General features: G+C 69.9%; 17 protein-coding genes. 11 read left to right on the top strand and 6 right to left on the bottom strand.

Features of this window, described 5'->3' with window-relative positions; genetic code table 11:
* Positions 1-66: 66 nt before the first annotated feature.
* From OHA68_RS07115 to OHA68_RS07090, 6 genes are all read left to right on the top strand, one after another.
* Positions 67-1,542, top strand: coding sequence for an ATP/GTP-binding protein (locus tag OHA68_RS07115; RefSeq protein ID WP_327106878.1), 1,476 nt, complete (start codon positions 67-69; stop codon positions 1,540-1,542).
* Between the two features lie 102 nt (positions 1,543-1,644).
* Entirely contained in the window at positions 1,645-2,430 is a 786-nt protein-coding gene (locus OHA68_RS07110; protein WP_327106877.1) for a S1C family serine protease, read from the top strand.
* Between the two features lie 15 nt (positions 2,431-2,445).
* Entirely contained in the window at positions 2,446-3,429 is a 984-nt protein-coding gene (locus OHA68_RS07105) for an AAA family ATPase (RefSeq protein ID WP_327106876.1), read from the top strand.
* 3 nt (positions 3,430-3,432) lie between these two features.
* Entirely contained in the window at positions 3,433-4,320 is an 888-nt protein-coding gene (locus tag OHA68_RS07100; protein WP_327106875.1) for a DUF58 domain-containing protein, read from the top strand.
* Positions 4,321-4,386: 66 nt separating this feature from the next.
* Positions 4,387-5,337: a VWA domain-containing protein gene (locus OHA68_RS07095; protein WP_327106874.1), complete on the top strand. Its 951-nt coding sequence runs from the start codon at positions 4,387-4,389 to the stop codon at positions 5,335-5,337.
* Positions 5,338-6,387, top strand: a complete 1,050-nt coding sequence (locus tag OHA68_RS07090; RefSeq protein ID WP_327106873.1) for a VWA domain-containing protein — start codon at positions 5,338-5,340, stop codon at positions 6,385-6,387.
* Here the strand turns inward: OHA68_RS07090 and OHA68_RS07085 are convergent.
* From OHA68_RS07085 to OHA68_RS07065, 5 genes are all read right to left on the bottom strand, one after another.
* Positions 6,380-6,850 (bottom strand): hypothetical protein, encoded by a 471-nt coding sequence (locus OHA68_RS07085; protein ID WP_327106872.1) that lies wholly within the window; start codon positions 6,848-6,850, stop codon positions 6,380-6,382. The genes OHA68_RS07090 and OHA68_RS07085 overlap by 8 nt on opposite strands.
* Before the next feature lie 13 nt (positions 6,851-6,863).
* Positions 6,864-7,280, bottom strand: a complete 417-nt coding sequence (locus OHA68_RS07080) for a hypothetical protein (RefSeq protein WP_327106871.1) — start codon at positions 7,278-7,280, stop codon at positions 6,864-6,866.
* Between the two features lie 416 nt (positions 7,281-7,696).
* Positions 7,697-8,986 (bottom strand): serine/threonine-protein kinase, encoded by a 1,290-nt coding sequence (locus OHA68_RS07075; RefSeq protein WP_327106870.1) that lies wholly within the window; start codon positions 8,984-8,986, stop codon positions 7,697-7,699.
* 160 nt (positions 8,987-9,146) lie between these two features.
* Entirely contained in the window at positions 9,147-10,466 is a 1,320-nt protein-coding gene (locus tag OHA68_RS07070) for a hypothetical protein (protein WP_327106869.1), read from the bottom strand.
* Positions 10,467-10,814: 348 nt separating this feature from the next.
* Positions 10,815-11,888, bottom strand: a complete 1,074-nt coding sequence (locus tag OHA68_RS07065; protein ID WP_327106868.1) for a LacI family DNA-binding transcriptional regulator — start codon at positions 11,886-11,888, stop codon at positions 10,815-10,817.
* A 147-nt stretch (positions 11,889-12,035) separates the two neighbouring features.
* Between OHA68_RS07065 and OHA68_RS07060 the strand changes: the two genes are divergently transcribed.
* The 5 genes from OHA68_RS07060 to OHA68_RS07040 all read left to right on the top strand — a co-directional run bounded on the left by OHA68_RS07060 (position 12,036) and on the right by OHA68_RS07040 (position 17,366).
* Positions 12,036-13,397 carry an ABC transporter substrate-binding protein gene (locus OHA68_RS07060; protein WP_327106867.1) on the top strand — a complete coding sequence of 454 codons (1,362 nt, stop codon included), beginning with the start codon at positions 12,036-12,038 and terminating at the stop codon, positions 13,395-13,397.
* An 8-nt stretch (positions 13,398-13,405) separates the two neighbouring features.
* Positions 13,406-14,332 (top strand): carbohydrate ABC transporter permease, encoded by a 927-nt coding sequence (locus OHA68_RS07055; RefSeq protein WP_327106866.1) that lies wholly within the window; start codon positions 13,406-13,408, stop codon positions 14,330-14,332.
* Positions 14,329-15,153, top strand: a complete 825-nt coding sequence (locus OHA68_RS07050) for a carbohydrate ABC transporter permease (RefSeq protein ID WP_327106865.1) — start codon at positions 14,329-14,331, stop codon at positions 15,151-15,153. Before OHA68_RS07055 ends, OHA68_RS07050 begins: the two co-directional genes overlap by 4 nt.
* A 5-nt stretch (positions 15,154-15,158) precedes the next feature.
* Positions 15,159-16,052: an ROK family protein gene (locus OHA68_RS07045; protein WP_327106864.1), complete on the top strand. Its 894-nt coding sequence runs from the start codon at positions 15,159-15,161 to the stop codon at positions 16,050-16,052.
* Between the two features lie 153 nt (positions 16,053-16,205).
* Entirely contained in the window at positions 16,206-17,366 is a 1,161-nt protein-coding gene (locus OHA68_RS07040; RefSeq protein ID WP_327106863.1) for a glycoside hydrolase family 68 protein, read from the top strand.
* 173 nt (positions 17,367-17,539) lie between these two features.
* On the opposite strand, the gene OHA68_RS07035 is transcribed toward OHA68_RS07040, so the two are convergent.
* Positions 17,540-18,961 (bottom strand): FAD-dependent oxidoreductase, encoded by a 1,422-nt coding sequence (locus tag OHA68_RS07035; protein ID WP_327106862.1) that lies wholly within the window; start codon positions 18,959-18,961, stop codon positions 17,540-17,542.
* Between the last annotated feature and the right edge of the window lie 67 nt (positions 18,962-19,028).

Here is a 19,028-nt window from a genome sequence, read left to right as displayed (position 1 = left end):
GCAGGGTTCCAGCGCAACTTCTTGAGGTCTGCTCGCGGAGGAGACCTCGGTCGGGAGAGAACGATCATGCCAGGTACGAGTCGCATCCCCTCGGCCTCCGTCCGGCGGCCCGGCGCACGCGGGTACGGCGGGCGCGGCGGCGGCCGGGTGCCCTACGTGGAGGCGCCGCCGGAATGGCGTGGCACCACCGTCCAGGTGTGCGGGTTGTGGCCGTTCGGGGTCGGATCCGGCACCCCGACGATCGGCGTGCCACTCGGGCGGGAGCTGACCGGCGGCGCGACCTTGTGCTGCGACCCGATCTCCTGGTTCGCCCGCGCCGGGCTGGTCCACAACCCGTCCGAGCTCGTGCTCGGCAAGCCCGGGCTGGGCAAGTCCACCCTGGTGCGCCGCCAGGTCGTCGGCCTGGCCGGCTACGGCGTGATCCCGCTGGTCCTCGGCGACCTCAAGCCCGACTACGCCGATCTGATCGCCGCCATGGGCGGGCAGATCATCAAGCTCGGCCGCGGACTCGGCGCACTCAACGTGCTGGATCCCGGTGAGATCGGCGCCGCCGCGGCCCGGCTGTCCGGCCTGGATCGCGAGCGGCTGCTGGCCGACGCGCACGGTCGCCGCCTCAACGCGGTCGCCGCCCTGATCACTGTCGTGCGCGGTGGCCCCGTGGCCGACACCGAACGCACCGTGCTGTCGGCGGCGCTGCGGGTGCTGGACGAGCGCCACCACGGCGTGCCGATCCTGCCGGACCTGATCGACGTCATCGACGTCGGCCCCGACCCGGTGCGCGCGGTCACCCTGGCCCGCGGCAGCGACGAACGTTACCGGCGGGTGGTCGACCCCCTGCACGCCTCCCTCCTCGGGCTGCTGGACGGGCCGCTCGGCGATGTCTTCGCCCGGCCCACCACCACCCCGATCCGGTTGGACACCCCGGCCGGATCCTGCATCGACATCTCCAGCATCGACGAAGCCGACCAGGAGCTGCAGGCGGCGGTGCTGCTGGCCTGCTGGTCGGAGGGGTTCGGCGCGATCGAGGCCGCGCACGCCCTGGCCGACGCCCACCTGGCGCCACAACGACGCTTCTGGGTGGTGCTGGACGAGTTGTGGCGGGTGCTGCGGGCCGGGCGCGGCCTGGTCGACCGGGTCGACGCGCTCACCCGCCTGAACAGGCAGCGAGGCGTGGGCCAGGCGATGATCACTCACACCATGAGCGATCTGCTCGCCCTGACGGACGAGGCCGACCGGGTGAAGGCGCGAGGGTTCGCCGAACGGGCCGGCATGATCATCTGTGGTGGGCTGCCCAAGGCCGAGATGGCCTCACTCACCCAGGTCGTACGGATGTCCGCCCGCGAGCAGCGCATGATCGTGGACTGGTCCACCCCACCCAGCTGGGACAGCGCCCGCGACCACGACGGCGAGCCCCCGGGGCGGGGCAAGTTCCTGGTCAAGGTCGGCGGCAGACCCGGCATTCCGGTCCACATCGACCTCACGCCCGCCGAGCTCGCGGTCAACGACACCAACAAACGCTGGACTTTCTCCACCGCCCACTAGGAGCCGCACCACGCGATCTCCGCCGGCCGCGAGGATCGGTTCTCATGGAGTTCTCAGGCGGATTTTGTAGCACTTTCAACTGAAATTTATGACGATGGGGCAATGGAGCGCGCGCCGCAGGCGGCCGACGCGGCCGAGGCTCAGGGAGCCGTGGCCGGGAGGGCTCGGTGGTTCGTCGCCGGGGGCGGTGCCCTTGTCGTCGTGGCGCTGCTGGCGTACTGGCTGGGAAGCAGCGGCGGGAGCGGCGAGGAGGCCGCGTCCAGGCCGAGTGCGACGCCGACGCCCAGTGCGACGCTCACGGTGCCCGACGTCTTCAGGAGGGTCGGGCCGTCGGTGGTGGTCATCCAGGCCGGGAAGTCGCTCGGCACCGGGGTGATCGCGGCCGACGACGGGACGATTCTGACGGCGTACCACGTCGTGAAAGGCGCGAAGGACGTCAAGCTGACGTTCGCCGACGGCACCAAGGCGAAGGCCGACGTCGTGTCGACGAACCCCAAGCGCGACATCGCGGCGCTCAAGCCCGCCAAGCTGCCGGAGATCGTCGTCCCGGCGACGCTCGGCGGCGGCGCGGCCGTCGGCGCGCCCGTCGTGGCGATCGGCAATCCGCTCGGCTTGGCCTACAGCGTCTCCACCGGCGTCGTGTCGGGCCTGAACCGGAGCGCCATGGACGGCGACCTCAGCGGGCTCATCCAGTTCGACGCCTCCGTCAACCCGGGCAGCTCCGGCGGTCCGCTTCTGGACGCTCGCGGCCTGGTCATCGGGATCGTCGTCTCGATCGCCGATCCGGGAGGCGATGAGGCGTTCGCCGGCATCGCGTTCGCGGTGCCGATCGGCGTGGCCCTGGGCACCGAAGGCGACGGCCCGCCGGGCGACGGGCCGCAGATCTGATGGAAAAGGACCTCCATGACCAAGTCCCCTGAGTCGGCCCATCCGCTCGAACAGGTGCTGTTCGAGGTCAAACGCACGATCGTCGGGCAGGACGTCCTGCTGGAGCGCATGGCCGTCGCGCTGATCGCCGACGGCCACCTGCTCGTCGAGGGGGTGCCGGGCCTGGCCAAGACGCTGGCGGTGCGGTCGCTGGCCGCCGCGATCGCCGGGAGTTTCCAGCGCGTCCAGTTCACCCCTGACCTGGTGCCCGCCGACCTCGTGGGCACACGGGTCTACCACCAGCACTCCGGCGAGTTCCGTACCGAGCTCGGCCCGGTGTTCGCGAACCTGCTGCTGGCCGACGAGATCAACCGCGCCCCCGCCAAGGTGCAGAGCGCCCTGCTGGAGGTGATGCAGGAGCATCAGGTGACGATCGGCCGTGAGACGTTCCGGGTGCCCGAGCCGTTCCTGGTCATGGCGACGGAGAACCCGATCGAGTCGGAGGGCACCTACCCGCTGCCCGAGGCGCAGGTCGACCGTTTCATGATGAAGGTGGTCGTCGACTATCCGACGCGGGCCGAGGAGCAGGCGATCGTCGACCGGGCGCTGCGCCCGCCGGAGCCGCCGCAGCCGATGGTGACGGCCGAGGAGCTGATCGCGATGCGCGCCCGCGCTCAGGAGGTGTACGTCGATCCGGCGATCGTCGACTACGCGGTACGCCTGGTCGGCGTGACGCGTTCGCCCGCGACGGCCGGGCTCGGCGAGCTGGAACCGTACGTCACCTATGGGGCGAGCCCGCGGGCGTCCATCGCGCTCGTCACGGGCGGCCGGGCGCTGGCGTTCCTGCGCGGCCGCGACTACGTCCTGCCGCACGACCTGTCCGAGCTCGCGCTCGACGTGCTGCGCCACCGCCTCGTGCTGTCGTACGAGGCCCTCGCGGACGACGTCGACGCCGACACGATCATCACCAGGGTGCTCGGGGCCGTCCGGGCGCCCGACGTCGTCCTGCAGAACCGCTGAGCCATGGCCACCGCCGCCGAGAAGCTCCTGCTCCGCCTGGAGTGGAAGGTCGTCCGCAGGCTCGACGGCCGGCTCCAGGGCATGCACCGCACCGCGCACCGCGGCTCCGGGATCGACTTCACCGGGTTGCGCGCCTACAGCGACGGCGACGACGCCCGGCACATCGACTGGAACGTGACCGCCCGGCTGGACGAGCCGCACCTGCGCGTGTTCACCGAGGACCGCGAGCTGACGGTGTGGCTCGTGCTCGACCGGTCGGCGTCGATGGCGGCCGGGCGGCCGGGTCGCGGCAAGCACGACGTGCTCGCCGAGCTCGCGCTCGTCCTGGCCCGGCTGTTCGGCCGGGGCGGCAACCGCGTCGGCGCCCTGCTGTTCGACACCGGGAAGCCGCGCGTCGTGCCGCCCGGCACCTCTCGGCGGCACGCGCTGCGGATCGGCGCCGAGCTGGCGCGCACCACTGGGGTGCGGGGCGGCGGCGTCACCACCGACCTGGCGGAGATGCTCGACGCGGCCGGCCGGCTCGCGCGCCGCCGCGCCCTCGTCGTCGTGCTGTCGGACTTCATCGGCGACGGCGACTGGGAACGCTCGCTGCAGCGCCTGGCCCGGCGGCACGAGGTGGTCGCCCTGCGGATCGTGGACACCGCCGACGACGTGCTGCCCGAAGCCGGGCTGATCGTGGTCGAGGACGCCGAGACTGGCGAGCAACTCGTCGTCGACTCCGCCGACCCGCTGTTACGGGTACGCTTCCGCGCCGCCGTCGACGCCCGCGACGCCCGGCTCGCGGCGGGCATGCGCCGGGCCGGGGTGCCCGTCCACCGCGTCGACACCGACCGCGACCTGGCCGAGGCGCTCGTCGAGGTCGTCGCCCGAACCCGGGACCGATCCTCATGACCGCCCTTGTCGAGGCCGACCAGGGGGCCCCATGACCACCCTGCCGAGGTCGATCGGGGAGGCCTCATGACCCTGTCCTCCCCGCTGCTGCTGGCCGTCGGGCTGCTGGTCACGGTGGCGCTCGCCTGGGCGGCCGTCGTCTCGGCGCGCCGCCGGACGGCCGCGCTGGCCGCGGCCGGGGTCGCCGTGCCGGGCGGCGGCCGGGCCTACCTCGGCATCGGCCTGACGATCGCCGGCGTCGGGGTGCTCTCGGTCGCCACCGCCGGCCCGGCGGCCATGGTGCCGGTCCCGCGGACCGCGGGCACCGTCATCCTCGCCCTCGACGTGTCCAACAGCATGGGCGCCGACGACGTCGCGCCCACCCGGCTGGCGGGCGCGCAGCGGGCGGCCCGCGCGTTCGTGGCGGCGCAGCCCGACAGCGTCGACATCGGCGTCGTCGCGTTCGAACGGGGCGCGCTCACCACGGCCCGGCCCGACGCCGACCATTCCGTGGCGCTCAAGGCCATCGACCGGCTGAAGCTCACCGGCGGCACCTCACTCGGCACGGCCATCACGGCCTCGCTGTCGGCGATCACCGGCAAGCAGGTGGCCATCGGCCGCGACGGAACCGCGCCCGACATCGGCTACTGGCCGTCGGCGACGATCGTGATGTTCTCCGACGGCCAGAACCAGGGCCCGGACGTCGAACAGGCCGCCGCCGTGGCCCAGCGGGCTAACGTGCACATCCACACCGTCGGGGTCGGCACCACGGCCGGGGCGACGGTGAAGGTCGACGGCTACCACCTGCAGACCTCGCTCGACGAGAGCACCCTCACCGCGATCGCGCAGACCACCGGCGGCGCCTACCACCCCGCCTCCGACACCGCACGGCTCGACGGGATCGCCGACACGATCGAGTTGCGGCTCACCGTCTCCGACGAGCCGCTGCCCCTCGCCGGCGGGCTGATCGGCCTCGCCCTCGCGCTGCTCACCGCAGGAGCCGCGCGCACCGTGCTCCGGTCTGGACGGGTGATCTGAATGACGTTCTCATGGCCGTGGGCGCTGCTGTCCCTCCTGATCATCCCGCTCATCTTCGCCATCCGCGCGTGGGCACGCCGCCGCCGCCGGCGAGCCGCCGTCCGCGTCACCTCGATCGCGCTCGTACGCACCGCCCTGCCCGGCCGTACGCGCTGGACGCGGAAGATCCCCGCGGCCCTGTTCATCGCCGGACTGGCGCTGCTCGCGGTCGGCGCGGCGCGTCCGCAGGCGTCGGTGCCGGTGCCGCAGACGTCGGCGACGATCCTGCTCGCGCTCGACACCTCCGGCTCCATGTGCTCCACGGACGTCGACCCCAACCGCATCACCGCCGCGAGGAAGGCCGCCGCGGAGTTCATCGAGTCGCAGCGGGGCGGGCCGCGCATCGGCCTGGTCACCTTCGCGGGCAGCGCGGGCCTGCTCGTCCCGCCCACCGACGACACCGACTCACTGATCGAGGCGCTGGACGGCCTCGGCGTGGCCCGCGGCACCGCGATCGGGCAGGCCGTGCTCACCTCGATCGACGCGATCGCGGAGGTCGACCCGTCGGTCGCCGCCACAGGGGCGGACCCCAGCGGCGGCGAAGGCTACGCCGCCGCCGCGATCGTCGTGCTCACCGACGGCGCCAACACCCAGGGCACCGATCCGCAGACCGCCGCCAAGGAGGCGGCCCTGCGCCGCGTCCGCGTCTTCACCATCGGCTTCGGCACCAGGACCCCGGCCCCCATGGTCTGCGAAAACTCCCAGTTCGACGGCGGCTGGGGCGGCGGCTTCGGCGGGCGCGGCGGATTCGACAGCGGCCGCAACATCCGCCTGATCGACGAGCCCGCGCTCAAGCAGATCGCCCAGACCACCGGCGGCGCCTACCACCGCGCGGAGAACGCCGACCAGCTCGAACGCGCCCTCGACTCCCTCCCCGGCACCTTCACCGTCATCCAGCAACGCGTCGACACGGCCGCCGCCTTCGCCGCCGGTGGCGCCGTCCTCATCGCCACGGCCCTGTCCCTCTCCCTCTGGTGGAACCGCCCCCGCACCCCGAGCAAGCTCAACTAGTGACGCGAAGGGCCCACTCGACCGAATCGGGAGCCTGGATCTGTACCGTCAGAGTTTTCCTCGCACCGAGATCGAGGCGGTTCATGATCGGACTGATCACGTCGTCGAGACAGGTGAAGGGCATGGTGACGTCCGGCTCCAGAATGATCTCTGCCTGGCCCTGACCTCGGCACCGGAACAGGACCCACAGTTCCTTCTTGCCGGGTGGGATCTCCCCGACGACCATGGAGCCGGTCCTCGGTCCTGCCTTGAGGATGCTTTTCGTGCCGGCTTCCATGCCCGGCACACGGAGCCGCTGAGGTTCGGGCGCCGGCGCGGCCGTCGTGGTTTCGGCCGGAGCGGCCGACGAGGTAGCGCCTCGGGGCTCCGCCACCGGAACGGCTGGAGGCGCGGCGGTGCAGGCCACCGTTATGGATGCGAGGCCGCAGAAGACCAGGAGAGGCGCTACCCGTCGGATCGACATTTTCGAATCACCTTTACTTGATGTACCAGCCGGCGCGCCATGGGGTCCACGCGGTCACTTTCTTCTTCTTCTGGCCGCAGACGTGGTAGTCGCCTTTGGTCTTCTTGCGCCAGACGCCATACGTGGCGGTGGTCGTCTTCCGCGCCGGTGTGCGGACGGTGATGCTGTTGCCCAACGAGGCCGTCAGGCTGGCGGACAGGTTGACGCCCGTGGCCACTTCGGCACCCGCGACGAGTCGGTCCACCTTCAGGCTGCCGGAGACGTTCCAGGCGATCGAGACGGTTCCGGAGACGGTGGCGGTGAAGGTGGATGTGGCGGCGTGCGAAGTTCCGTTGTGATTGGACTGCGTCGGGCCTACCGCTTTGTGGCTGTTGCTGAACGAGGTGACCGTGTAGGTGATGTTTCCCCTTTGGCAGGGCATCATCAGCATGGGAGTGGAGCCTTTGGCGCGGGCGTTGACTGATAGTCACGCACGCATGAATGGTAAGCAACCCTCTTGCGCGGCGCCGTATCGTGTGCTGTATCTTTCGCAGGCTTGTATTTCGGCGACTTCCGCCAGCTCAGCGGCCCGATCAACAGGCGTTTGCAGGTTTATCAACCGCTGCTCTCGCAGGGTTATGGGCGCCATTTACCGGTCGGCTATAACAAAAACTCACACCATTGCCGGAAATAATAGGAAACATCCGGTTTCCGGCGCTGCAGACCCTGGGTCGGTCAGGGCGGCGACGGGCAAGGGAGATCGGCATCGGCTACGGGCCGCCGGGCGCTGTCCTCATCGCCACGGCCCTGTCCCTCTCCCTCTGGTGGAACCGCCCCCGGCCCCCGACCCGCTGACGGACGACCCCGTCACACGACGCCGGAGCGCCGAAGCTTCCTCGACTCCCAGGCCCAGCCCGCGGTGATGAGCATGATGACGGTGATCACGATCAAAGAGGGCAGCCAGGCATCGTCGTAATCCTCGTGAACAACCCTCGTCATGACAAGGGCCATGCCGTCGAAGGCGAGAACCGTGGCACCGCCGGCGAAGATGAGCCCGACGACACCCACGACGAACGCAACGGTCTTACCGGCGACCGGCGGTACGAACCGGGCCACCTGCGCGCCCAGTAAGCCGGCCAGAGCAAGGTCAGCGAAGATGGGCACCGCCAGGAGGAAGCCCACGTCGTCATCCAGCACATCCTCGAACTCTTCCCAGCCGAGGCCGACTTCCTTGAGGCCGAGGACACCGAGCATGACGATGATCGCCATCATCACCGCGACACCCTTGTGCTGCCACCCCTGCTGAGGGACCTCTTCAGGTCTGAGGATCCTGGTGCCGTTCCGTACGTGGTCCCGGCTCGGCCGCTGCTCGCCGAGGAGGGACAGTGCCTGATCGACGGTCGGCCTGCTGCTCGGATCCTTGTCGAGCAGCCGGGTGATGAGCGGCGTGAGCCGGTCCGCTCGTCGCGGCGGCGGGGGTTCTTCCAGCATGACCGCGGTCAGCGCCGCCGGCTGAGTGGTGCGACGGAACGGTGAGACGCCCTCGACGGCCTGGTAGAGGGTCACGCCGAGGGAGAACAGGTCACTGGCCGGGAGCCCGTCGATGCCGCGCGATCGTTCCGGGGCCATGTACTCGGGGGAGCCTATGAGCATCCCGGTGGCCGTCAGGGTGGTGTCGGCGGTGTGGACCGCGATGCCGAAGTCGGTGAGCAGCACCTTGCCGTCCCTGCCGAGCATGACGTTGGCCGGTTTGATGTCGCGGTGCACGACGCCGGCCTGGTGCGCCGCGTCGAGCGCCGTCAGCAGCGCGGCGGCCAGTTCCGCGGCCTTGTCCACCGGCAACGGCCCGTGCGTCTCGATGTGCTCGGCCAGCGACTGTCCGTCGATCAGCTCCATCACGATCCACGGCAGGCCGCCGTCCGAGACGATGTCGTAGATGGTCAGAATGTGCTCGTGCGCGCGTAACCGTACAGCGTTGCGGGCCTCCCGCGCGGTGCGCTCCAGCCGCTGGTCCTGCTCCGCCTGGGACATCCCGGGCAGCAGCCGCAGCTCCTTGATCGCCACCTCGACGTGCAGGACCTCGTCCTGTGCACGCCAGACCCGTCCGAATCCGCCGGACCCCAGCTCGGTGATCAGGCGATACCGTCCGCCGACCATGTGACCAGGCTGCGCCGCTGTCATGACCCCACTCCGCCCGTCTTGTCCTGTAAGACAGTTGATCAGAGTAAATCACTGACAGGAGTGCTGTGCTCCCTGATGGTGACCTTCGCCTGCACGATGCCCCTCGCCATGGTGGCGGCGAGAGGCATCGTGCAGGTCAGGCCTGCGGTTTGGTCCGGCTCAGTAGCCACTGGAGGATGGAGGTGTCCTCGTAGGTGGGTCCGTAGGCCGCGTGGTAGTCCGGCAGGGAGAACGCCGCGTCCTCGTACTCGGTGTAGTGCACCAGGGTCCCGATCTCGTCGAGGGTCTTGCCTCGTGCGGTGTAGGCGTCCTGCAGCAGTTGCCGTGTGGTGCGGGCGAGGCTGATGTTCAGCAGGTGGTCGTGTACACCGTGGGTGACCCAGAGCGGGACCTCCGCGGCGGCGATGGCCGCCGCCTGCTCGGCGTTGACCGCGAAGCCGCCGGTCACCAGCCCGCCGGCGAACAGGTCCGGACGCTTGGCGAAGGCGTGCCACAGCAGTTGGGAGCCGTAGGAGACGGTGGTGGCGTAGACCCGCCGCTTGTCGACGGCGTAGTCCTTGAGGAACTGGTCGAGCAGCTTGACCAGGAGGTCGGCCTCGGCCGCGCCGCCCACGCGCTGGTGCTGCGGGGCGAGCACGATGACGTCCTCGGTGCCGCCGGTCCACTTTTGCTGCAGCCAGGCCGTGGCGGGAATGTCCGCGGCCACCTGGACCATCAAGTTGTCCCCGTCCCAGCCCATGCCGTGCCCGGGCAGGACGACCATCAGCGGGTACGTCTTGGCCGGGTCGTAGTTCTTCGGCAGGTGGTAGTGGTACGGCAGCACCATCCCGTTGGACAGGTACGAGCCGTAGCGGAATTCGTCGACGAGGAGGTTGACCGGCTTCTCGGTCACCTTTCTGGAGGTGTTCGGGGTCCCCTTGGCGAGCAGCGGCCCCCTGCCGAGGCCATGCCCGGGCTGTCCGTAGACGTTCTTGCGCTGGACCACCCGGGTGGGCAGATCCGGGTTCACCCGCACCGCGCACCGGCCGTTCGGACACTTGGAGGTGATCACCGTCCAGCCGGCGTTCTGCTCGGGGTCGAGCTCGACGATGACGTACCGGCCCGGCGTCGAACGGTGGTCGGCCCGGATGGTGGCGGCGTCGTTGGTGTAGGCGCGGGTGACCTTGCGGTCGGTCAGCTTGGGCAGGTCCTCGATGGGATTGAAGCGGAAGTTGTAGAGGGTGTCCTGGACCGAGAAGGTGGAGGTGTCCAGTTCCCGAGGGTTGACGTTCTGGCCGTACTCGACCGCTACCGCGGACACTTTCTGCCCGTAGGTATAGACCGTGGTGATGGGAGTGATGCTGCGGATTCCGGCATCGGGGCCGCTGCTTGCGTCGGCGGGCGCGGCGGACACCAGGCCCGAGGCGACCATGGCCAGGGCCGAGGCCATCACCCCGACCCATCTGCGGATGCGCATGCGGTACTTCCTTTCCGGCCGTGGGCCGCGTCGTACGCGTGACCCACTTTGCTAAATCGATTTAGTAACGGGTAACAGTGGTGCCGGTTCGCGACGGGTGGGGATGCCACTGCGCACGTAGGCAGCGGAATGTGGGCCGTGGATCGCTGGGAGCCCGGTATTGTTACAGTGACGCTAAATCGGGTTAGCTGTACTATTACGGCCGGTCCCACCCGTGTCAAGGCTCGATTACGGCCTCAGGAATCGCCGGCGTGGACAGATCCGTCGAGGACGCTCGCCCTTGCTGATGGCGAGCGCGGGTGCTCGGTAGAGCGACTCCACAGGGGGCGACACGGGGGCCGAGGGCGCTCAGTCGAGCGACTCCATGGTGGCCGACGGGGCGACGGAGTCGCGGCTGCGGACGGGCATCGGGACCCGATGCACCTCGCCCACCCGGTCGGGGTCGGAACGATCGCGGTCGATCTCGGTGAACAGCACGTCCACGGCCTTGCGGCCCAGCTCGTAGTGGGGCAGTGCCACGGTGGTCAGCTTGGGCCGCATCCACGAGGCGATGGGGTGGTCGTCGAAGGAGACGACGGAGACATCTTCCGGCACCTTGCGGCCGAAGTCGTCGAGTGCCTGGTAGACGCCCATCGCGATCCGATCGTTGAAGCAGATCAGCGCACGCGGCCGGGTGGTCCGCAGGAGGTCCTGGGCCGCTGCCAGGCCGTACTCCGGCTGCCAGTCGGGGCAGGTGCGAGCGCCCGCCACCTTGACGCCCGCCTCGCCGAGCGCCTCCCGGATGCCGACGAGCCGCTCCACCGCCGCGACGCTCCCCGCGGGCACGTCGCGCAGGCTGGGACCGGCGCCGATCAGGTAGATGCCGTCGCGATAACCGGCGTCGAGCAGCACACGGGCGGCGCTGCGGCCGGCCTCGACCTCGTCCGGCAGGACGGCGGGCAGAGGGGTGGGCTGCTTGGGCAGCGCGTTGAGCAGCACGGCGGGCGCGGCGGTGATGCCTTTGGGCAGCTTGATGGTCCTGGTGAACATCGAGGCCAGGATGAGCCCGTCCACCTGGCGGTCCTGCATGGCCTGAAGCAGGAGGCCTTCGAGCGCGGCGTCGCCTTCGGTCTCACCGATGAACAGCATGAAGCCACGGTCGCGGGCGGCCTCGAGCGCTCCCTTGATCATGTCACCGGCCAGGCGCGAGGTGGCCACGGTGTCGGAGACGAAGCCGATCGTCCGGGAGGTGCCCGTACGCAGGCCCACGGAGACGATGTTGGGCCGATATTGCAGCTCTTCGGCGGCCTTGAGGACACGCTGCTCGACGTCGTGAGAGATGCGCAGCTCCCGGCCACGGCCTGACAGCACCAGCGAGGCGGTCGTGCGGGAGACGCCCGCGGCCTTGGCCACATCGGCCAGCGTGACCCGTCGTGGGCTCACTCGACATCTCCGATCGTCAAGAGTGTGTTACAGGGGGTTGACATCGTACGACGCGTGTGGTGAGACTATCGGCGCTAACCCGATTTAGCAAACGAAGTCGGGACATCAGCCGGATGCCGATTGTCCCCCGCACCAGAGGAGATGCACATGGCTCGTCGCGTTCACCCCGGCAGGTCCGGGGTCGCGGTCATGATCGCCATGGGGGCGCTGACCGCCGCCTGCGCGGCTCCCGGCACCAACAGCCCGCAACCTCAGGCCACCGGCACGTCGCCGGTCGCGGCGGCGCCCACCTGCGGCTCGGCGCCGATCACGATGACCGGCTACTTCGAGACCGGCTTCCCGCTGCCCAAGGCGCTGACCACAGAGTTCACCAAACAGCACCCGAACGTCACGTGGGACGTCCGCGAGGACCAGTTCGCGGTGATCACCCAGAACGCCCCCCGGGTGCTGGCGGACAACCCGCCCGACCTGATGCGGCTGCCTCAGGTCTCCGAGTTGGTCAAGGACAACCTGCTGAAGAACCTCGACGGCTACGCGCAGGCCTTCGGCTGGGACAAGTGGCCGGCCTCGCAGCTCGAGCAGCTGCGCCTGGGCCCCGGCGGCCGGCCGCGCGGCGAGGGATCCCTGTACGCCCTCGGGCTCAACTTCAGCATGACCGGCATCTTCTACAACAAGAAGCTCGCCGCCCAGGTCGGCATGACCAAGCCGCCCGCCACGCTGGCGGAGCTCGACCAGGTGCTGGACAAGGCCAAGAGCGCGGGCATCACGCCCATCCTGCAGTTCAACGGCGGCGCCACCGGCGGCCTGGCGTTCCCCCTGCAGAATCTCATGGCCTCCTACGGCCCGGCCGGGCCCATCAACGACTGGATCTTCCAGAAGCCGGGCGCCACCATCGACACCCCGTCGAACCTCCAGGCCGCCCAGCACCTGGAGAAATGGACCAAGGCAGGATATTTCCAGAAGGACGTCAACGCGGTCGACTACGCCACCATGATGAGCCGCTTCATCGACGGCCAGGGCCTGTTCATGTTCAACGGCGACTGGGAGTCGGGCAACCTCGACAAGCAGATGCCGGGCAACGCCGGCTTCTCCCTGATGCCACCGGCGCAACAGGGCGGCAAGCGCGCCGCCATGTCGGCACCCCTCACCTTCGGGATCGCCGCGAACGCCAAGAACGCCGACTGCGCCGCCTTCTTCCTCGACTGGGTGGCCACCGACAAGCGGGCCCGCGAGATCGGCGTCGAGATCGGCGGATCACGTCCGATGGGACCGGCCGACGCGTACATGCCGGCCGTGGCCTCGGACAAGGTCACCGCCAGCACCCTGGCAGCCGGGGCGGACATCGCCGGCGACAACGGCGCGATGGACTTCATCGCCAACGCCACCGGCGCCATCTACGCCAAGAGCTGGACCCCGAACCTGCAGAAGCTCGTCGCCGGGCAGCTGACAGCGCAAGAGCTGCTGGCGAAGGTCCAGGCTGACTACACCGGCCAGCTCGAAGGGAACTGAGGCAGGTGATGCCCCGCTCCGCCGGCGCCCGAACCACGCACCGGCGGCCGGTCGCGACCAAGCTGCGCGACCCGCGCGGCTTGGTCGGCTGGCTGTTCGTCGCCCCGGCGCTCATCTTCTACGCGGTGTTCGTCCTGCGCCCGATCACCCTGACGTTCCAGTACTCGCTGTACGAGTGGAACGGCATCGGCGCCTCCACCTGGGTGGGGCCGGCCAACTACGGCAAGGTCTTCACCGATCCGGACCTGTTCGACTCGCTGATCAACGCCTTCAAGCTGATCGCGTTCTTCAGCGCCATCCCGGTCGTGCTGGGCCTGGCGATCGCCGCGACCATCCGGCGTATCGCCCAGAGCCGGCTCGCCCTCGTGGCGCGGACCGTGCTCTTCCTGCCGCAGGTCATCCCGCTGGTGGCCGCCGGCATCGCCTGGAGCTGGCTGCTGGCCTCCACCGGAGTGGTCAACCAGCTGCTCAGCCTCATCGGCCTCGGCGGGGTGACCCGGGCCTGGCTGGGCGACTTCGACACCGCCCTGCCGGCGGTCGGCATGATCGGCGCCTGGGTGCTGCTCGGCCTGTGCACGCTGCTGCTCCTGGCCGGCATGAGCAAGATCGACCCAGCACTGTACGAGGCCGCCCGGCTCGACGGCGCCGGCGCGTGGCGGGAGTTCGTCTCCATCACGGTCCCCAGCCTGCGGCAGGAGATCGCGGTCTGTGTCACCGTGACCGTCATCGCGGCCCTGGCCAGCTTCGACATCATCTACATCGCCACCCAGGGAGGCCCCGGCAACACCACCATGGTGCCCGGCCTGCAGATCTTCTACCTGGCCTTCGCCGAGCGCGAGGTGGGCACCGCCTCGGCCCTGGCCGTGGTGCTCATGGTGCTCGTGATCGCCTGTGCCCTGCCCATCCAGTGGTTCGCGAAGGACGGCAACCGATGATCACCTCGCGGCGGGAGGCATGGACGGGCAGGGTGCTGCTCATCTTCCTGATGGCGGTCACGCTCCTGCCGTTCCTCAGCCTGTTCGTCACCGCCCTGCACCCCTCGGGCACCTATCCGGCCGGACTGGCCTGGCCCGACGACCCCCAGTGGGGCAACTTCCCGCGGGCCTTCGAGGCCGCGAACATGGGCGAGCTGCTGAAGTCCAGCGCCCTCATCGTGCTGGGCGTGGTCCCGATCTCGATCGTGCTGGGCACGATGGCCGGCTTCGCCATCGGCCACCTGCGCGTGATCGGCGCCCGCGTGGTCTTCCTGCTGTTCGTGCTCGGCCTGACCCTCCCGTTCGAAGGCGTCATCACGCCGCTGTACTACCAGATCCGCGACATGGGGCTGCTGAACACGCGCTGGGCCATCATCCTGCCGCTCATCGGCCTGTTCATGCCGTTCAGCGTCTTCTGGATGCGCGCCCACTTCGTCAACATGCCGGGGGAGCTGTCCGAGAGCGCCCGGATGGACGGCGCCAACGTGTGGCAGTTGTTCCGGCGCATCCACGTGCCCCTGGCCATGCCGGCGATCTCGTCCCTGGGCATTCTGCTGTTCCTGTGGACCTGGAACCAGTTCCTGCTGGCCATCGTCCTGGTGGACGACCCCGCCAAGCGCACGATGTCCGGCGCCCTGGGCGCCTTCCAGGGCCAGTGGGGCACCGACATCCCCCTGCTGTGCGCCGGATCGCTGCTGATCCTGACCCCCACGCTCGTGATCTTCCTCCTCTTCCAGCGCCACTTCGTCAAGGCCCTGCTCCAGGGCTCCCTGAAAGGGTGACGGCGATGAGCACGACGCCGCTCTACGGCGGGATCGAGGCGGGCGGGACGAAGTGGATCTGCGCGGTCGCCGACGCCCACGGACACGTCGTGGCGACCGGCGTGATCCCGACGACCACCCCTCAGGAGACCATCGCGGGCGCGGTGCGCTTCTTCCAGGATCACCGGCCGCTCACCACGCTCGGCGTGGGCACCTTCGGCCCCGTAGACCTGCGCACGAGCTCACCGACGTACGGCCACATCATGGCCACACCCAAGCCCGGCTGGGCCTATGCCGACGTCGTCTCCCCACTGGGCGCCGCGCTGCGCGTCCCCGTCGGCCTGGACACCGACGTGAACGCCGCCGCGCTGGGGGAGTGGCGGCACGGAGCCGGCCGGGGACGGAAAACGATCGCCTACCTGACCGTCGGCACCGGCATCGGCCTGGGAGCCGTGGCGAACGGCCGGCTGCTGCACGGTCTCCTGCATCCGGAGTTCGGCCACATTCGCATTCCGCACGATCGGACTCGGGATGCTTTCGCCGGCAGTTGCCCCTTTCATGGTGACTGTCTGGAAGGGCTCGCCTCCGGTGAGGCGATGCGCCGGCGGTGGGGACAGCGTGCCGAGAATCTGGACGACCCGATGGCGTGGGAACTCGAGGCCGAATACCTCGCCCATGCCGTCATGAACCTGACCTACGCGCTGTCACCGGAGCGGATCATCATCGGCGGCGGCGTCGCCAAGCACGCCGGGCTGCTGGCCCAGGTCCGGGCACGCGCGTTCGACCTCGCCGCCGGCTATCCGGCCACCTCGGTGCTGACCGACCGGTCCGCCATGGACGCGTACGTGGTGAGCCCTTCGCTCGGCGACCGCTCCGGCATCACCGGCGCCATCGAGCTCGGCATGCGCTGCCGCCCCTGACCAACGGGTCCCGGCCGACCCGACTACGGCCCGAATCACCCTCACGAAGGAAAGCAGGTTGTTCATGGTCCCCCGAGGACGGTCGCACGCTGCGCGCAGAACAGTGCTCGGACCTGGACGCACCCACGGTCACCGCTGCCGGCGGAGCGTGGCGTGAGCGGCGACCGACCGGCGCGCTGGACCCGCCGGCACCTCGACCTGCTCACCGAGACCGGCACGACCACGGCGCCCGTCATCGACCCCGCGGCCGTACCTCGGATCCTGCCTGACCACGACCTCTGGGATCTGTGGCCGATTCAGGAGGAGAACGGCGCGACGAGCGTGATCGGCGGCCACGAGCTGTGGATGGCCCTGTCCGCCCCAGCCTTTGGCCACCCAGAAGAGCGCCATGACCAAGCCCGGATCCGTCTGCTCGGCAGGAACGGCGACCAGTGGCAGGACCTGGGGAACGCCTTCGCCGACGGCGCCTCGCCCGGCAGCCGCGAATGGTCCGGATCGGCGGTCCGCCGGCCCGACGGCACCGTGTCCGTGTACTACACGGCCGCCGGGCGGCGCGGCGAAGCACGCCCGACGTACCGGCAGAGCGTCATCGAGACCCGCCCCGACCTGATCGCCTCCGGCGGCCGGATCAGGCTGCGACAGGACGCCGAGCATCGAGAGATCCTTCGCTCCGACGGCCGGATGTACCTGCCGGCCGACGAGACCGACGGGGCACCGGGCCGTATCAGGGCGTTCCGAGATCCGGGCTGGTTCCGCGACCCGGCCGACGCGCGCGACTACCTCCTCGTCGCCGCGTCCACCGCCTGGGAGGACACCTTCACCGGCGCGATCGCCCTCGCTGCGCCAGGGGCCGACGGCTGGTCCCCGCTCCCGCCTCTCCTCATCGCCGAAGGCGTCAACCACGAGCTCGAACGACCGCACGTCATCGTCCACGATTCCCGGTACTACCTCTTCTTCTCCACCCAACGCCACACCTTCCACCCGGCCGGTAGCGCACCCACCGGCCTCTACGGCTTCGCCGCCCCCACCCTGACCGGCCCCTACGAGCCGCTCAACGAATCCGGCCTCGTGCTCCAGAACCCGTCCGACGAACCCGACCAGGCCTACGCCTGGCTGGTGCTGCCGGACCTCCAGGTGATCAGCTTCGCCAACTACCGGTCCGACCTGGGCAGCGATCCACGAGGCGCGGAAGCCGCGCAGGCGCGGGCCGGCTTCGGCGGCACCATCGCACCGACGCTCAAGCTCACCCTGGACGGCCTGACGACCTCTGCCGCCCCGATCACCCCAGACCTACGAGCCACAGCCCGTTCCTGAGACGCGGCGTGGCGGTCTCGTATTCACGGATCTTTGACCTGGTTATCGTTCAGGGTTTGCGAGACCGGCGGCACTGTCGCGCCGCGAGCGAGGTGGCGCGAAGATTCCCTGTTACGCACGGCACGTTCTACAACCTTACGAAGTGCTGACGACCGGCGCCCGGCCAGGTCCTTCTACCTCATGAGGGACCAGCACGGGTCGCCCATGAGGGCGTCCAGGTCGGGGTCGGTGTCCGAGGCCCAGGCCGCGTAGCCGTCGGGGCGGACCAGGATCGCGTGGGGCAGGCCAGCCACCGGCTGGGCGCGCGTTGCGCCGAGGTCGTCCGGGAGGATCCCGGCCAGGTCGACCAGGACGGGCCTGCCGGTGCGGAACAGCGACGGATCGAGGCCGGCGACTCGGTGGCCGACCAGTGGGTGGTCGCCGGGCAGGTCGTAGGAGTGTGACAACCCCGACATCTGACCGGCCAGGTGCCTGTTGGCCTCGGGCTGACGTATCAGGTCGATGAAGACCTCGCGCAGCTCGATGGCGTCGGCGCTGGGCCGGGGGTTGGCGAAGACGCGCTGGGCCTGGGTGATGTGCAGGACCCAGGCGCCGGCCGGGTGCCGCTCGGCGTGGTAGGTGTCCAAAAGGTCGGTCGAGGCCCGGCCCCGCAGTGCCGCGGCCAGCTTCCAGCCCAGGTTGAAGGCGTCCTGCACGCCCAGGTTCAGACCTTGCCCGCCGAAGGGCGGGTGGATGTGCGCGGCGTCGCCGGCGAAGAACACGTTGCCTGCCCGGTAGTGCTCGACCTGCCGGGTGGCGTCGCCGAACCGTGAGGAGTTGTCCACGGCGGCCAGCACGGTCTGCTCGCCGTACACGATGCGCAGCTGTTCGGCGATCTCCTCGGACGTGACCGGCCTGTCCTTGGCGGACTCCGCCTCGCCCGCCACCCCGCCGGTGAACCGGTAGCGGTCGCCCCCCACGGGGGCCAGCATCACCCAGTGGTCGCCGACCTCACGGGTGAGCGTGCTGATGTGCCCGAGGGTCTTCGGCACGAGGTCGGACACCGACGACAGCCGTACGTCGGCCAGCACCGCCGTATACGTCCCCGGCCTGCCGGGGAACGGCACGCCGAGCAGCTTCCTGACCGTACTGTGCGCGCCGTCGCAGGCCACCAGGTAGCGGGCCTCGATCCGCCGGCCGTCGGCCGTCACGACCACGCCGTCGTCCGCCTGCTCCACCGCCGTCACCGCGGTCTCGCGCAGCACCTTGACCCCCAGCTCCGCGGCGCGCTCCTCCAGCACCTCCTCGACCTCCCACTGCGGGATCGAGAGCGGGTAGGGGTGCGCGGTGTCCCAGGCCGTGCCGTCGAGAGGTACGGGCAGCATCGCGAAGTGCCCGCCCGCCGGCTCGCGGGAGATCGCCCTGGCCTGCATCGGCTCCAGCAGGCCGCGCAGCTCGAGCAGCTCCTGGGTGCGCGCCTGGATCGTGCCGCCCTTGATCTGCTCGATCCGGTACGGCAAGCGCTCCACCACCAGGACGTCCACTCCGGCCAGCGCCAGCTCGCAGGCCAGCGTCAGCCCGGTGGGTCCGGCCCCGGCCACGATCACCTCGGTCATCGTTCCTCCTAATACTCGACCGGGTGCAAAGGTATACCAGGTGCAGAACTATTACTAGTGCAGTTTT

The sequence above is a fragment of the Nonomuraea glycinis genome (genome assembly GCF_035920485.1).
GTDB lineage: Bacteria > Actinomycetota > Actinomycetes > Streptosporangiales > Streptosporangiaceae > Nonomuraea > Nonomuraea glycinis.
The sequence above is the reverse complement of the archived record's forward strand: the minus strand, read 5'-3'. Positions and strand labels throughout refer to the sequence as shown.

What these genes read in the sequence shown, in the direction of transcription:
- OHA68_RS07090 (WP_327106873.1), top strand. Translation starts at nt 5,338, where the DNA reads ATGACGTTCTCATGGCCGTGGGCGCTGCTGTCCCTCCTGATCATCCCG.
- OHA68_RS07075 (WP_327106870.1), bottom strand. Translation starts at nt 8,986, where the DNA reads ATGGTCGGCGGACGGTATCGCCTGATCACCGAGCTGGGGTCCGGCGGA.
- OHA68_RS07070 (WP_327106869.1), bottom strand. Translation starts at nt 10,466, where the DNA reads ATGCGCATCCGCAGATGGGTCGGGGTGATGGCCTCGGCCCTGGCCATG.
- OHA68_RS07110 (WP_327106877.1), top strand. Translation starts at nt 1,645, where the DNA reads ATGGAGCGCGCGCCGCAGGCGGCCGACGCGGCCGAGGCTCAGGGAGCC.
- OHA68_RS07035 (WP_327106862.1), bottom strand. Translation starts at nt 18,961, where the DNA reads ATGACCGAGGTGATCGTGGCCGGGGCCGGACCCACCGGGCTGACGCTG.
- OHA68_RS07050 (WP_327106865.1), top strand. Translation starts at nt 14,329, where the DNA reads ATGATCACCTCGCGGCGGGAGGCATGGACGGGCAGGGTGCTGCTCATC.
- OHA68_RS07095 (WP_327106874.1), top strand. Translation starts at nt 4,387, where the DNA reads ATGACCCTGTCCTCCCCGCTGCTGCTGGCCGTCGGGCTGCTGGTCACG.
- OHA68_RS07055 (WP_327106866.1), top strand. Translation starts at nt 13,406, where the DNA reads ATGCCCCGCTCCGCCGGCGCCCGAACCACGCACCGGCGGCCGGTCGCG.
- OHA68_RS07080 (WP_327106871.1), bottom strand. Translation starts at nt 7,280, where the DNA reads ATGCTGATGATGCCCTGCCAAAGGGGAAACATCACCTACACGGTCACC.
- OHA68_RS07115 (WP_327106878.1), top strand. Translation starts at nt 67, where the DNA reads ATGCCAGGTACGAGTCGCATCCCCTCGGCCTCCGTCCGGCGGCCCGGC.
- OHA68_RS07105 (WP_327106876.1), top strand. Translation starts at nt 2,446, where the DNA reads ATGACCAAGTCCCCTGAGTCGGCCCATCCGCTCGAACAGGTGCTGTTC.
- OHA68_RS07045 (WP_327106864.1), top strand. Translation starts at nt 15,159, where the DNA reads ATGAGCACGACGCCGCTCTACGGCGGGATCGAGGCGGGCGGGACGAAG.
- OHA68_RS07100 (WP_327106875.1), top strand. Translation starts at nt 3,433, where the DNA reads ATGGCCACCGCCGCCGAGAAGCTCCTGCTCCGCCTGGAGTGGAAGGTC.
- OHA68_RS07085 (WP_327106872.1), bottom strand. Translation starts at nt 6,850, where the DNA reads ATGTCGATCCGACGGGTAGCGCCTCTCCTGGTCTTCTGCGGCCTCGCA.
- OHA68_RS07060 (WP_327106867.1), top strand. Translation starts at nt 12,036, where the DNA reads ATGGCTCGTCGCGTTCACCCCGGCAGGTCCGGGGTCGCGGTCATGATC.